14 protein-coding genes and 1 pseudogene are annotated in these 13311 nt (G+C 65.1%); 10 read left to right on the forward strand and 5 right to left on the reverse strand.

Translation table 11 applies throughout. The annotated features are described in order from the left end of the window. The 4 genes and pseudogenes from LJF27_RS16900 to qscR all read right to left on the reverse strand — a co-directional run. A pseudogene (locus LJF27_RS16900) lies at positions 1-127 on the reverse strand (phospho-2-dehydro-3-deoxyheptonate aldolase); the annotation flags it as partial. 23 nt (positions 128-150) lie between these two features. Beyond that, positions 151-639: a phenazine biosynthesis protein PhzB gene (phzB, locus tag LJF27_RS16905; protein WP_003115119.1), complete on the reverse strand. Its 489-nt coding sequence runs from the start codon at positions 637-639 to the stop codon at positions 151-153. Between the two features lie 35 nt (positions 640-674). Then, positions 675-1163, reverse strand: coding sequence for a phenazine biosynthesis protein PhzA (gene phzA, locus LJF27_RS16910; RefSeq protein WP_023115398.1), 489 nt, complete (start codon positions 1161-1163; stop codon positions 675-677). A 481-nt stretch (positions 1164-1644) separates the two neighbouring features. Next, positions 1645-2358 carry a quorum-sensing transcriptional repressor QscR gene (qscR, locus tag LJF27_RS16915; RefSeq protein ID WP_003118960.1) on the reverse strand — a complete coding sequence of 238 codons (714 nt, stop codon included), beginning with the start codon at positions 2356-2358 and terminating at the stop codon, positions 1645-1647. A gap of 761 nt (positions 2359-3119) precedes the next feature. On the opposite strand from qscR, the gene LJF27_RS16920 reads away from it, so the two are divergent. The 8 genes from LJF27_RS16920 (at position 3120) to LJF27_RS16955 (ending at position 11282) form a co-directional block, all read left to right on the forward strand. Continuing rightward, a complete protein-coding gene (locus LJF27_RS16920; RefSeq protein WP_003102692.1) occupies positions 3120-3887 on the forward strand; it encodes a sterol desaturase family protein in 768 nt (255 codons plus the stop codon). A 5-nt stretch (positions 3888-3892) separates the two neighbouring features. Further along, complete coding sequence (locus LJF27_RS16925) at positions 3893-5062, forward strand: hypothetical protein (protein ID WP_003088150.1); 1170 nt, start codon at positions 3893-3895, stop codon at positions 5060-5062. 18 nt (positions 5063-5080) lie between these two features. Further along, positions 5081-6355, forward strand: coding sequence for a fatty acid desaturase (locus LJF27_RS16930; RefSeq protein ID WP_003102695.1), 1275 nt, complete (start codon positions 5081-5083; stop codon positions 6353-6355). Positions 6356-6371: 16 nt separating this feature from the next. After that, entirely contained in the window at positions 6372-6995 is a 624-nt protein-coding gene (locus LJF27_RS16935; RefSeq protein WP_009314568.1) for a 2OG-Fe(II) oxygenase, read from the forward strand. A 25-nt stretch (positions 6996-7020) separates the two neighbouring features. Beyond that, complete coding sequence (locus tag LJF27_RS16940; RefSeq protein WP_023116608.1) at positions 7021-9450, forward strand: penicillin acylase family protein; 2430 nt, start codon at positions 7021-7023, stop codon at positions 9448-9450. After that, positions 9447-10184, forward strand: a complete 738-nt coding sequence (locus LJF27_RS16945) for a hypothetical protein (RefSeq protein WP_009876284.1) — start codon at positions 9447-9449, stop codon at positions 10182-10184. The genes LJF27_RS16940 and LJF27_RS16945 overlap by 4 nt, the downstream gene beginning before the upstream one ends. After that, entirely contained in the window at positions 10181-10570 is a 390-nt protein-coding gene (locus LJF27_RS16950) for a hypothetical protein (protein ID WP_023116609.1), read from the forward strand. The genes LJF27_RS16945 and LJF27_RS16950 overlap by 4 nt, the downstream gene beginning before the upstream one ends. 88 nt (positions 10571-10658) lie before the next feature. Continuing rightward, on the forward strand, positions 10659-11282 hold the full coding sequence (locus tag LJF27_RS16955) for a glutathione S-transferase family protein (RefSeq protein WP_023103258.1): 624 nt from the start codon (positions 10659-10661) through the stop codon (positions 11280-11282). Between the two features lie 13 nt (positions 11283-11295). On the opposite strand, the gene LJF27_RS30450 is transcribed toward LJF27_RS16955, so the two are convergent. After that, positions 11296-11682, reverse strand: a complete 387-nt coding sequence (locus tag LJF27_RS30450; protein WP_003115740.1) for a hypothetical protein — start codon at positions 11680-11682, stop codon at positions 11296-11298. 165 nt (positions 11683-11847) lie between these two features. Between LJF27_RS30450 and LJF27_RS30455 the strand changes: the two genes are divergently transcribed. Together LJF27_RS30455 and dapA are read left to right on the forward strand one after the other, a co-directional pair. Next, entirely contained in the window at positions 11848-12135 is a 288-nt protein-coding gene (locus tag LJF27_RS30455; protein ID WP_003088136.1) for a hypothetical protein, read from the forward strand. 296 nt (positions 12136-12431) lie between these two features. After that, entirely contained in the window at positions 12432-13307 is an 876-nt protein-coding gene (dapA, locus tag LJF27_RS16965) for a 4-hydroxy-tetrahydrodipicolinate synthase (RefSeq protein ID WP_003117661.1), read from the forward strand. The last annotated feature ends 4 nt before the right edge of the window (positions 13308-13311 follow it).

Raw genomic sequence — 13311 nt, forward strand, 5'->3', positions numbered from 1 at the left:
CGCCGGCGCGGATCAGCGCCGGACTGCCGCGCAGGTACGCCTGCACGTCGCGCAGGCGCGACGGATCGCCCCATTCGGGTTGCTGCAGCGCTTCGCAGCGCCGTACGCGTTGCAATAGATCGTCCATAGTTCACCCCTTCCAGGATGGCCTCAGGTGGGAATGCCTTCGCGTTTGATCTGCGGGACCGGAATGCTCAGGGCGCGCAATTGCTGGAAGACGTTCATGAATTCGCGGTTGCGCTTGATCTTGCCGTCGTCCAGCTCGAAGGAATGCAGGAAGTGGTTCTCGTAGTAGCCCTCGGGATAGCCGGGGAAGAGGATCTTGCCGTGGCCGTCGCACTCGACCCAGAAGTGGTTGGGATCGTCGGTCTCGAAGACCTTGATGTTGTACCACTCCCAATCCGGGAAGCATTTCAGCGACCACACCGCGTGCTCGGCCAGCTTGTCCTTGCCACGAATGACGATGGGCGAGCCGGTATCGGTGGTCCATAAACCGCCACAGCCGTCCTCGACGAAAAGTTCATGGCGGCGCAGGCGATCCTGGCCTTTGGTGTTCATATACTTGACCACCGTCTCGCGATTCTTCCTGCGCAACTCCACGGCGTCTTCGAAACCTTGGGGAATGGCATTATCGAGCATCGTCATATCTCCTCTTGAATTGGAATAAACATTAATCAGGTGGGAATACCGTCACGTTTTATTTGTGGAACGGCTATTCCCAATGCTCGCAATTTCTGCATCGGGTTCATGAACTCGCGATTGCATTTTATCCGGCCGTTCTCGAGTTCGAAGGAATGGATGTAGTGGTTCTCGCAATAGCCCTCCGGATACCCCGGGACCAGCGCCTTGCCGCGCCCGTCGCACTCGACCCAGAAGTGGTTCGGATCCTCGGTCTCGAAGATCCGCACGTTGTGCCACTCCCAGTCGGGGAAGCAGCGCTCGAGCCACTCGGCGAGCCGCCTGAGGCTCTCATGGCCCCGAAAAACCAGGGGTTCGCCGCTTTCCGTGGTCCAGTTGCCGGCGCAGCCGTCCTCGACGAACAGGCTGTGCCGCTGCAACCGTTCGGCCCCCTTCATGCGCATGTAGTGCTCGACCGTGGCACGGTTGCGCCGACGCAATTCCAGGTTGTCGGTAAACCCTTTCAACCGTTGGTACTCTCGCATGGTGCGAATCTCCGCCAGTTCGAATCGACTGGCATTCATACCGGAAAGAAGACATCGGGATGACAGGCCGGAGAAATTGCCGTGAAGCTTTTTCCGGACAAAAGTTGCCCGCTTCGGAGCGTCTCCAAAGTTTCAACTAATGCCGAATTGCCATGACCGAATGTTTCGCCTGAAACCCAGTTGTAACCAGATTTGACAGGGGACAAACTTATAAACGCTTTTTTGCAATAGCCATAACCCCTTAAAAATTACAGGTGTGGGGCAACGATTCCGTTCTATTCTTTGGCCGGTTTGCCAAGCGCCCGGAAAGTTGCACTAGCGTGCCGGACAACAGGAGGACGGGCGCAATGGCGAAGGGGGCAGCGGGGAAACGCTGCCGGTGGGAAGGCTGCGCTCAGGCGACCGGCGCAAACGCTATCCGGCCATTCGGTGAATGGCCGGACGCTTGCGCGGCGGCCTCGCTAGGCGACGAGGCGTCGATTCAGTTGAGCAGGCCGATGGCGTAAGCCTTCATGGTGGCCTCCGCCTTGTTGCTGGAGTTGAGCTTGCGCATCGCATTGACGATATGGAACTTCACCGTGCGCTGGTCGATCGACAGGATCAGGCCGATCTCGCCGTAGGTCTTGCCCACCGCGGTCCACTTGAGCATCTCGGTTTCCCTGGCGGTCAGGCGCACATTGCTTTCCGGGACGATGCGCGGCGCCAGCAGGTCGCCGAAGGTAGCCTGCAGCATGCTGGTGATCCAGAGCAGGAAGGATTCCTTCTCCAGGATTTCCGTGGCGGCGATGCTCTCGCTGGAACGCACCAGGGACAGCATGCTGATCAGCCCGTACTTACCGCGGACCGGGATCGACCAGCCGTGACGGATGCCGTGATGCAGCGCTTCCTCCCAGAAGAAACGGTTCTCCTGGAAGTCTTCGCCATTCCAGATCAGCGGGGTGTATTCCAGGAGACCATGGCGCACGATCGGGTCGATGGATGTGTAGTCTTCGGAGATATATCTGCTTTTCCATTCCCCTGGGTAATTGGACAGGAAATGATATTTAGGCGCGGTCAGCGGGAAAGGCGCCCGCGCACCGAATGAAAAGAATTCGAATCCATAATTACCGCATATCTCGAGAACCAGGGAGAAGAACTCTTCCTCGGTTGTTATTCTTGACAAAATCTCGAGATATCCCTCTCTCTCATCATGCATGCCAGCTTCACCAGTCAACAATCGATCCCGGCAGGATTCGGTTCTTCAGCGTTTTTATTCTTTTTTGTTTCCGTCTTATCCACTCATGACAATTCCCTTTATCAAGCCGGACCTGGAAGTACATATCGCCACCGGCCCTGTGCGGGTGTTCCGGACGAGGTCGAGCCCATTCGCCGCCCGCCGGGCGACGACGAAACGAGGCTGAAGAGAACTTCTCGATGAGCACGGACACGAGGCGCCGCGCAGGAACTGCGCTGGGCTGGAGGGGACGGCGCCCCGGATCTTTGCGGAAACCGTAGAACGGCTCTCCGATGGGCCTCACGGCGGTCTTTCTCATTGTTCTTCTCGCACGCTCCATCGTCGTCGGGAGAGCCTCCCGACAACAAACCTTGGCCCATGGCGGGCCTCGTCGACGAGGCTCCCCGGGGACCAGAAATGGCAACTACATACTTCCCCCCCTATCTCTCCGCAGATACCTGCCCGGAAGGGCAGGTTGTCCCTGCCGGGCTGTGACAATTTAATTCGACCAGGCATTTCATTGTCCGTGCCGATTTTCACGAAGCGCATTCTGAGGCAATTAAAAAGAGCGCTCCATTCGACCATGGACAAGCTATCCACGCCTGACCGAGATCGCCTTCCGAATATAGCGAAGCGATAACCGCAGCCTGCCGAGAAGTGCTTCAGACAATAAACAGGACGCTGGCCTTTCGTATCGATGAAAGTTCCGCATGGCGTCCGCCCCTAAGGAAGAGGAGATAAATATGATTTATTACTTGATCGGAGTGGCGCTATTCATCTTCATGCTGGAACAGTTGGTTCCCGGCTGGAAATTGCCCAAGGTGAGCACCTGGGTGGCCCGGGTGATCTTCCTCAACATCGTCCAGGTGTCGATCGCCCTGCTCGCCGGCATCACCTGGAACAAATGGATGATGGGGCACAGCCTGCTGCACACCTCGGATGCCCTGCCACCACTGCTGGCCGGCTTCGCCGCCTACTTCGTCAACACCTTCGTCACCTACTGGTGGCATCGCGCGCGCCACGCCAACGACACGCTCTGGCGGCTGTTCCACCAGTTGCACCACGCGCCGCAACGCATCGAGGTATTCACCTCCTTCTACAAGCATCCGACCGAGATGGTCTTCAACTCGCTGCTGGGCAGCTTCGTCGCCTACGTGGTGATGGGCATCAGCATCGAGGCCGGCGCCTACTACATCATGTTCGCCGCGCTCGGCGAGATGTTCTACCACTCGAACCTGCGCACCCCGCACGTCCTCGGCTACCTGTTCCAGCGCCCGGAGATGCACCGCATCCACCACCAGCGCGACCGCCACGAGTGCAACTACAGCGACTTCCCGATCTGGGACATGTTGTTCGGCACCTACGAGAACCCCCGCCGCATCGACGAGCCGCAGGGCTTCGCCGGCGACAAGGAGCAGCAGTTCGTCGACATGCTGCTGTTCCGCGACGTGCACAGCCTCCCCGGAAAAACCCAGCCCGCTCCCGTCCTGGTCAAGCCCGACGTCAGGTGAACGCCATGATTCCAGACATCGATTCCCGTCTCAGCCGGAACATATTGAAATCCATCTCGTATGGCCTCCCCCTCGCCGAAGTGGTCCCCGACCATACCTATGCGCAACTGGAAACGCGCCTCGGCGAACTGAAACGCAGGTATCTGGAGCTGCGCATCTCCCACGGCGCGCGCGAGCTGCCGTTCAGCAACTACCTGTTCTACCTGATCCTCCAGTCGCGCCACCAGGAATTCGACTTCAAGCTGCGCCAGGGCAACTCGGTGGTCACCAACATCCACCGCTTCAAGAGCAAGGGACGCATCCCGTCCCTGACCACCCTGCTCCTGGCCGATGCGGTCAACGCCAAGAGCGAGCTGGAACTCAAGCATCCGGACATCCCGCAGCTCGACCGCCACGCCCGCGACATCGAGCGCTGGCTGGCCGCCGGCAACGTCATGCCGCCCAGCGAGCGGGCCCTGCGCGGCCTGGTGGAGGCGCTGGAGCGCGCCGCTGGCGAAGGCCGTCCGTTGCACCTGGTGAGCGCGGTATGCCCGGACTACTCGCACTCCAGCGATGCCGAGGGCAAGCCGCGCTACACCTTCGAGCGAGTCGGCGACCAGCCCGGCCTGGCCGGCGCCAAGCTGGTCAGCGCCGGCCAGGCGGTGGCGGAGCTGGCCAGGGCGCGCCAGGTGGAAATCCGCCACGCGATCCTCGGCGGCGAGTTCGAATACCTGTCGTTCAACCGCAACCCCGCCACCGGCGAGACCCGCGAGGGTTTCCTCGGCAAGGTCGAGCGCCAGCTCGAGCGGATCGCCGGGGCCCTGCCCTGCCCGGCCGCGACCTGCTCGTTCTTCGAGATGTGCGGCGGCGAGGACGGCTGGCACCGGGCCCACGGCGAGATCGTCCAGCGCCTGGAACAGGGCGACTACGGCCAGACCGGGCTGGACTACCCGGCCCTGGAATCGATCTTCCTGTCGCGCCTGCCGCTCTACGAGAAATGGTTCGCCAGCCAGTCGCGCGAGCAGATCTGGGCCAGCTTCGTCTCCCAGGCCGCCGAGTACGCATTGATGGGAAAACTCTTCGGCGAGCGCTTCGACAACTTCGTCGTGCTGGCCGTCGATCACTACCGGATGGAGCCGTTCTACTCGTTCTTCGCGACCGTCCCGACGCTCTACATCCGAACCGACTACCTGTAACCAGGGAGCGCCTGCGCCATGCAAGATGAACTGTTCAAGACCCGATACTCCAAGTACGGATACGGCATCGACGTGCGCCGTACCTACAAGGACCTGCCCTGCCAGCCGTTCTGGACCTGGGTCACCGGCAAGTCGCTGAACGACCGCCCGCCGCGGCGACCGAAAGACACCCTGCTCAAGCCCTGGCAGCTCTACCTGCACATCAGTTGGGGCTACGCGGTGTTCTTCCTCGCGGTGATCTACGGCCAGCAACTGCTCGCCTCGCAGCAGCCGCTGTGGCTGAAGTGCCTGCTGGGCGCGCTGATCATGTGCCTGGTGGTCAACCGCCAGCGCGGCTTCCTCCATACCTTCCACTACACCACCCATGGCGCCAGCCTGGAGAACAAGGCGCTGGCCCGCTTCACCTGCAAGTGGATCCTGTCGATCCCGATCCTGCACACCCCGCGCGACGAGTACGTGAAGCTGCACGTGAACGAACACCACAGCGTACGCACCTTCAATACCGAGCACGACGTCGACCTGGTCTTCATGAAGCAGCACGGCTTCTACAAGGGCATGTCCGAGAGCGCCTTCTGGACCCGCCTGGTGCTCGCGCCCTTCCATCCGGCGCGGATCCTCGAGCACCTGAAATTCCGCTTCGACGTCAGCTTCGTCTCCGCCCCGCGCCACGAGCGCGTCAGCCGGGCGCTCTACTGGGCCGCGCTGCTCGGCCTGGTGTACGCCAGCGGCTACCTGGAGGCGTTCGCGCTGTTCTACCTGTTCCCGATCTTCATCCTCACCCAGTACTCGTCGTGGATCCAGCACGTCTCCGAGCACCTCTGGTTCGCCCGCAACGAGCACGGCCTGCCGCGCTTCCTGCACTACGGCTCGCTGAGCTGGGGACGCTTCCTCGGCCGCCCCTATCCGGCCGACAAGCAGGGCCTGGCCTTCGCCCTGGCGTTCGTTCGCTGGAGCCTGGGCGTGCTGCTGATCGACATCCCGCTGCGGGTGTTCTCCTTCATGCAGGACCTGCCCAGCCACGACTTCCACCATCGCAAGCCGGGAGTGAACTTCTGGCGCATCGCGCCGGAGCGCGCGGCCAACGAGGCGCGCCCCTCGAAGTTCGGCCCGATGACCGAGACCTGGGGCATGTGGGAGAACTTCCTGATCCTGCGCGACCACCTCTGCCGCGGCCAGTCGGACCCGTTCGGAATCGTCGACTGGTACCGCGAGAACCATGCCCGGCTCGCTCCGGAGACCGATGCCGCCAACCAGCCCCACACCAACCAACCCGCATCCCAGGCTACCGCCTGATCACACAGGAAACCCCATGAATACTCAGATTGCCCAGATCACCCAGAGCCTGGCAGCCAACGGCTGCGCCTATATCACCCCCAGCGACGCGCTCTACGACGAGCAGGACTGGGAACTGATGAACCAGGTTCTGGCCAACTCGACCCTGCCGTGGGAGAAGATCCTGATCGGCGACGCCGACGAGGAGAACGACCTCTACGTGGCCCGTTTCATGACCGACCGCGACCGTCCCACGGTGGTCAACCATGCGCTGTCGGAGCTGATCATCCCGCGCGTCTGCAACGACAACGTGATGAGCCTGTTCCGCAAGCTGATGGGCGACGACGCCTTCTACGTCCGGCGCATGCAGGTGAACCGGATGAAGGCCGGCTCGTTCATCGGCCGGCACCTGGATACCGACAGCAACCCGGACTACCAGTACTCCATCGTCCTGCAGCTCGGCACCTACTTCGCCGGCGGCCAGTTCGTGGTCTACGACCGCGATGGCAACCTGCGCAACGACATCAAGCCGGAGCCGCGCTCGGTGATCATCAGCGATTGCAGCTATCCCCACGAGGTCCAGCGGGTGACCGCCGGCGAGCGCGTCTCGCTGGTGTTCTTCGTCAGTCGCCATGCGGACCGGAACCGGCGGGTCTATTGACCCGTCGGCGTGGAGACTCGAAGCGATGTCGAAGAACGCACGTTACGCCTGGCGCCTGTCCCTCGGCGGCCTGCTGCTGGGGCTAGTGGCCTGCGCGGTCTACCTGCTGGCCGTCCCGCTGGGCTTCAAGTACGGCGAGATCCAGGTCGGCCATGGCCTGGAACACGAGGGGCGGATCGCCTGGGACGCCGCCGGCGTCCCGCATATCCGCGCGCAGAACCTGGAGGACGGCTATTTCCTGCTCGGCTACAGCCACGCCAGGGATCGCCTGTGGCAGATGGAGTTCGCCCGCCGCTATGCCGGCGGGACGCTCTCCGAAGTGTTCGGCGCCAAGACCCTGCCGATGGACAGGTTCGCCCGCACCCTGGGCTTCCGACGCACCGCCGAAGGCATCTACGCCAACCTGGACGCGCCCACGCGCGTCCTGCTGCAACGCTACAGCGCCGGGATCAACGCCTATCTGGGGCTGGCCCCGGCGGCGCTGCCGCTGGAATTCAGCCTGGTGCGCCACGAACGGCCGGGGCCTTGGGGGCCGGTGGACAGCCTGTCCCTGCACCTGCTCTATTCCTGGACCCTGAGCGCCAACCTGGGCATGCAGTTGCAGCGCCTGGCGCTGGCCGAGCACCTGGACCTGGCGCGGATCAACGAGGTGTTCGCCCCCTATCCGGGCGAGCGGCCGCCGGCCACCCGCGACTACGCCAGCCTGTACCGCTCCCTGCGCGACACGCCGGACGCCGGCAAGCTGCTGGGGCAACTGCCCGGTTCCAACGTCGAAGGCATCGGTTCGAACAACTGGGTGGTCTCCGCCAGCCGCAGCGCCACCGGCAAGCCGCTGCTGGCCAACGATCCGCACCTGCGCCTGACCAACCCGGCGGCCTTCTACCTGGCCAGCCTGAAGATCCCCGGCCTGAGCCTCACCGGCGCCAACTTCGCCGGCGCCCCGCTGTTCGTCATCGGCCATAACCAGCGCATCGCCTGGGGCTACACCAATACCGGCTCGCACATCCAGGACGCCTACCTGGAGCGCGTCGATCCCCAGGACCCGCGGCGCTACCTGACCCCGGACGGCTACCGGCCCTTCGAGACGCGCCTGGAACGCATCGCCGTGCGCGACGGCGAGACGGTCTCGCTGGAGGTCCGCAGCACCCGCCACGGCCCGGTGATCAGCGACATCTACGAACCGGCGCGGCTGCCGCAGGCGCAGCGCGACCGGCTGGTGATCGCCCTCGCCTGGACCGGCCTCGACCGTCACGACAAGACCTTCCCGAGCTTGCTGGCGATCAACCGGGCCGAAGGCTGGGAACAGTTCCTCGACGCCGCCGCCGACTTCGGCGTACCGCCGCAGAACATGGTCTATGCCGACGTCGAGGGCAACATCGGCTACGTCTCCGCCGGTCGCGTACCGCTCCGCGGCGCCGACGACGACCTCCATGGCCTGGCCCCCTCGCCCGGCTGGGAGGGCCGCTACGACTGGGTCGGCTACGTTCCGGAAAGCGCCAAGCCACGCAGCCTCAACCCCCGCGAAGGGTTCATCGCCACGGCGAACCAGCGCATCGTGCCGCCCGACAATGCCTTCGACTTCGGCCACGACTGGGTCCTGCCCTACCGCTACGAACGCATCCGCGAGTGGCTCGGCGGCCCCGGCCAGCGCACCCTGGAAGACAGCCTGGAGTTGCAGAACGACGAGTTCTCCAGCGTGATGGCGAGCCTGTTGCCGAAGATGCTGGAGCAGGTCAGCGACCCCGAACTGCGCGCCAGCGAGGCCTTCGCCCTGCTCCAGGGCTGGAACCACCAGGCCGCCGCCGACCTGGCCGCGCCACTGATCGCCGGCTACTGGGTACGCGCCTTCACCCGCGAGCTGCTGCAACCGAGGATCGGCACGCAGTTGCTGGCCAGCGGCTGGAACCAGCGCAACTACGACGGATTCCTCCGGCTGATCCTCGACGGCCAGGCCGACCTGCGCTTCTGGTGCGGCCAGGAACAAGGCTGCGACCTCAAGCTGAACCAGTCGCTGCGCCGCGCCCTCGACGAACTGCGAGCCGCCCACGGAAGCGCGCCGAGCGGCTGGAAGTGGGGCGAGGCGCACGCCGCCCTCGCCGAGCACGTGCCCTTCCACAAGACCCCGTTGCGCGCGCTGTTCGACCTGAAGAACAACAAGGGCGGCGACAACTTCAGCGTCAACGTCGGGCGCTTCGACTACAGCGACCCGGCCAACCCGTTCAACACACGGATCGCCGCGACCCTGCGGATGGTCATCGACCTGGCGGACTTCGACAACTCGCGCTACGCGCTGTCCACCCGCAATTCCGGCCTGCCGTTCGACGGCGCCACCGATCTCAACGAACTCTGGGCCCGCGGCGCGTACATCCGTATCGCCGACGACGCCCCCGACGCGACGGACCGCCAGTTGGTCCTGCGCCCTTCAGCCTCTTCCTCCGGCGAGCCACGACCATGACCAGCGATCCGCAGAAAAACGCCTTCGACCTCGACTACTCCAGCCGCGAACGGCAGTTCCCCGAGGGCTTCAAGCGCAAGATAGTCGCCGACCTGCAAGAGGGAATGCCGCAGTTCGACGTGCTGCAATACTTCGGCAACCAGCCGGATATCTTCGAGACCTACGACCACCTGGTACTGGCGACCGACCCGGAGGGCGAACGGATCATCGGCATCCTGGGCGCGAAGGACTTCGTCCGCGGCGCGACGCGTTTCCTCTACCTGTGGACGGCGATGGTGGTCGACCGCTACCACCGCACCAGCCTGTTCAAGCGGATCAACCAGTTCTTCCTGCGCCAAGTCAGCGAGCGCAACGGCGGGCTGCCGCCACTGATCGTGGCGAAGACCTACAACCCTGTGGTCTACAACATGTTCCGCGCCCTCAGCGCGCGGATCCCGGGAGCGACGCTGTACCCGGACCTGGAAGCGCCGCGCCAGAGCCCGGACATGGTCGACCTGGCCCGCGACGTGGTCGGCACGCTGTCCGCCAACCTGCGCCTGGATGCGGAAACCGGCCTGATACCCGGCGGGCAACGCAGCGTCGCCCCGGATTTCTTCCCGCGCATGGCGATGTCCAGCCACGCCAGGACCAACGACCACTTCGTCGCCCACGTCGGCAGCAGCGACCAGATCCTCTGCATGGTCCGCCTCGCGCCCGGTGCCGAACCCTACGTGCAGCAGAGGATCATCCGGTGAGCGGACTCGCGCAGCGCTCCGACGACCCGTGGCTGGCGGCGCTGCCGGCCGCGGTGCTCTACGGCGCCTGGGCGGCCTATGCCAACCAGGACGGCGGCCTGGCCGGGATGGGCATCGCCGCCCTGCTCCAGGGCGCCGCGAGTCTCCTGGCGACGCGCTTCGGCCTGTACCTGTTGCAATGTCTCGGCCGCCGCCACGGCCTTGCGCAACGCCAGGCGCCCCTGCTGGTGGTGCTCCTGCTGACCGCGCCGATGGCCGCGCTGCACTGGCTCTCGGGCACGCCGCATCCATTGGCGAGCGTGGCGCCATCGTTCGTCATCGGCTGGCTCTACTTCGCCCTCTGGGCGCGCCGCCGCCCGGGCCGCCGGCAAGCCAGCGGCGCCTAGCCGGCGCCCCCGCTCGAGCCGCTCCCCGTCGGCGGGATCGGCCCGTATACTCGGAGCCTTCCTATCTGCCCAAGGACGCGCCATCGCCATGCTGGAGATTCTCGGAAAGGCCTCTTCGATCAACGTGCGCAAGGTGCTCTGGACCTGCGCCGAACTGGACCTGCCCTACCGCCGCGAAGACTGGGGCAGCGGCTTCCGCGACACCCACGCGGCGGAATTCCTCGCCCTCAACCCGAACGCCATGGTGCCGGTGCTGCGCGACGGCGAACTGGTGCTCTGGGAATCCAACAGCATCATCCGCTACCTGGCCAACCGCTATACCGGCGAACGCCTCTATCCGCAGCAGGCGGCGCCGCGCGCGCGGGTCGACCAGTGGCTGGACTGGCAGGCCTCCGACCTCAACCGCTCGTGGAGCTATGCCTTCATGAGCCTGGTCCGGCAGTCGCCGGCGCACCGCGACGCGGCCCAGGTGGAGGCTTCGTTGCGCGGCTGGACGGGCTTCATGGAAATCCTCGAGGGACAACTGCTACGCACCGGCGCCTATGTCGCCGGCGAGACCTTCAGCCTGGCCGACATCGCCATCGGCCTGTCGGTCAACCGCTGGTACGAGACGCCGTTCGAGCATCCGTCGCTGCCAGCGGTGCGCGCCTATTACGAGCGCCTCGGCACCCGTCCCGGCTTCCTCGCCCACGGCCGCAACGGCGTACCCTGAGCGAGGCGCGCGATCACTGGCCGAGCGCCTTGTTCAGGCGCTGCGCCAGGGCGGTGGTGTTGGCGCCGGCGGTATCCAGCAGCAGGTAGTCGTAGTCGGACTTGGCCACCGGGGCGATGCGATATTGCAGGACGCCCTCGACCACCTGCTGGCCGGCCGGCACGCTGAGGGTGCCGACGCAGGACAGCACGCCGCTGTCGGGATCCTTCTCGAGGATCGCCACGTCGCGCAGCGCGCTGTCCTTGAACTCCGGCGAGCGCTCGGTGATCGCGCCCTGGAGGAAGATCCGCATCAGTTGGTCTTTCACGTCCGGCGAGGCACAGGCCTCGGCCTCCTTCTTCGCGCAGGCGCTCAACAGCAGCGCGGCGCCCAATACAGCGAGCACGGGTAGCTTCATCATCCCCTCGGGGGTTGGTTGGTGATGCGCAGTTGGACTGCGCCGCCGGCGAATGATTCCCAGGCCCCGCGCGGCGCCTACCGCAGCCAACACTGGCCAGCCGGCGCGTCTGCCAGTAGTCTGTCCGCCGCGCTGGCGACGCCGGCCCCACGCCAACTGGAGCAAGACATGTACCGAGACACCGTGACCCTCACCGTCAGCGCCGAGCAACGCGGCCGCGAAAGCGAGGCCGTGGACAACCCGAACGTCGCCATCGGCCTGGAAAGCGTCGAGCCGGGCGTGCTCAAGCTGCACTTCGAAGGCCAGCTGGACGCCCCGGAGAACGCTACCCACATCTGCTTCAGCCTGACCATCGGCCTCACCTACTACGGCCCGATCCTCGACGGCGCGGCCAGCGAGAACGGCGGCTGGATGACCTTCGAAAGCGACATGCTCGACCCGGCGCAACTGGCCTGAACCCGCGACGCGGTTGACAGCGCGCCGCGCAGCCCGTAGAAATTGCCCGTCCCCCTTTTTCCGGTATTCCACGGCATGTCCCTGTCCTTCGACTTCGAGCGTTTTCCGCTTGGCCCCGGCGCCAAGGCTCGGGGCCGTGCCGTTGCCGCGAAGAAATCGAAGAAACAGTCGCTCATTTGACCGGGGCGTGCTGTCCCGTCAGGTGAGCTGACAGGACACGCAGGCGCTCCCGCCTCCCGCCGAACTCCTTCCGCCCTCCTGACGCCGACAAGACGGTCAGCCACCAGGAGAGAGTCATGTCATCGTTCCAAGGTATCTGGGTCCCGCTGGTCACGCCGTTCCGCCATGGCGAGATCGACTTCGCCGCGCTGCCGCGCCTGCTCGACCACCTGCTGAATGCCGGTGTCGCCGGGGTCGTGGTCTGCGGTACCACCGGCGAAGCCGCGGCGCTCGAACACGGCGAACAGCTGCAATTGCTCGACGCCGTGCTCGAACGGGTGGCGCCGGAGCGCGTGGCGATGGGGCTGGCCGGCAACAACCAGGCGCAACTGCTGGCCTTCCAGCGCGAAGTGCTAGAGCGTCCGCTCGCCGGCCTGCTGGTGCCGGCGCCCTACTACATCCGCCCCTCCCAGGAGGCGCTGGTGCGCTTCTTCCATGGGGTCGCCGACGCGTCCAGCGTGCCGCTGATCGTCTACGACATTCCCTATCGCACCGGTGTGCGCATGGAACTGGAAACCCTGCGACGGATCGTCGGCCACCCGCGCATCGCCGCGATCAAGGACTGCGGCGGCAGCCTGGAAAACACCCTGGCATTGCTGGCAGACGGCCAGGTGGCGGTGCTCGCCGGCGAAGACCTGCAAATGTTCAACGCCTTCTGCCTGGGCGCCAGCGGTGCCATCGCCGCCTCCGCGCACCTGCACCCACAGCGCTTCGTCGCGCTTCACCGGCAGGTCGTCGAGGGCCGGCTGGAAGCGGCCCGGGCCAACTTCTTCGCGCTGTTGCCGTTGATCCGTGCGGCCTTCGCCGAACCCAACCCGGCGCCGGTCAAGGCCGGCCTGGCGCGCCAGGGACTGATCGGCGACGAGCTGCGCGCGCCCTTGCTGGGCTGCGGCGCGGCACTGGCGGAACGGCTCGGGAGCTTGCTCGCGGAGATCCCGGCGCGGCTCGCCTAGGCGT

Origin of the sequence: Pseudomonas sp. 203-8, from assembly GCF_020708595.1 — a bacterium.
Classification (GTDB): Bacteria; Pseudomonadota; Gammaproteobacteria; order Pseudomonadales; family Pseudomonadaceae; genus Pseudomonas; species Pseudomonas aeruginosa.

Coding starts and splice junctions, on each gene's coding strand:
- LJF27_RS16935 (WP_009314568.1), top strand. CDS start 6,372: ATGAATACTCAGATTGCCCAGATCACCCAGAGCCTGGCAGCCAACGGC.
- LJF27_RS16920 (WP_003102692.1), top strand. CDS start 3,120: ATGATTTATTACTTGATCGGAGTGGCGCTATTCATCTTCATGCTGGAA.
- LJF27_RS30455 (WP_003088136.1), top strand. CDS start 11,848: ATGTACCGAGACACCGTGACCCTCACCGTCAGCGCCGAGCAACGCGGC.
- LJF27_RS16940 (WP_023116608.1), top strand. CDS start 7,021: ATGTCGAAGAACGCACGTTACGCCTGGCGCCTGTCCCTCGGCGGCCTG.
- LJF27_RS30450 (WP_003115740.1), bottom strand. CDS start 11,682: ATGATGAAGCTACCCGTGCTCGCTGTATTGGGCGCCGCGCTGCTGTTG.
- phzA (WP_023115398.1), bottom strand. CDS start 1,163: ATGCGAGAGTACCAACGGTTGAAAGGGTTTACCGACAACCTGGAATTG.
- qscR (WP_003118960.1), bottom strand. CDS start 2,358: ATGCATGATGAGAGAGAGGGATATCTCGAGATTTTGTCAAGAATAACA.
- phzB (WP_003115119.1), bottom strand. CDS start 639: ATGCTCGATAATGCCATTCCCCAAGGTTTCGAAGACGCCGTGGAGTTG.
- LJF27_RS16945 (WP_009876284.1), top strand. CDS start 9,447: ATGACCAGCGATCCGCAGAAAAACGCCTTCGACCTCGACTACTCCAGC.
- dapA (WP_003117661.1), top strand. CDS start 12,432: ATGTCATCGTTCCAAGGTATCTGGGTCCCGCTGGTCACGCCGTTCCGC.
- LJF27_RS16955 (WP_023103258.1), top strand. CDS start 10,659: ATGCTGGAGATTCTCGGAAAGGCCTCTTCGATCAACGTGCGCAAGGTG.
- LJF27_RS16930 (WP_003102695.1), top strand. CDS start 5,081: ATGCAAGATGAACTGTTCAAGACCCGATACTCCAAGTACGGATACGGC.
- LJF27_RS16925 (WP_003088150.1), top strand. CDS start 3,893: ATGATTCCAGACATCGATTCCCGTCTCAGCCGGAACATATTGAAATCC.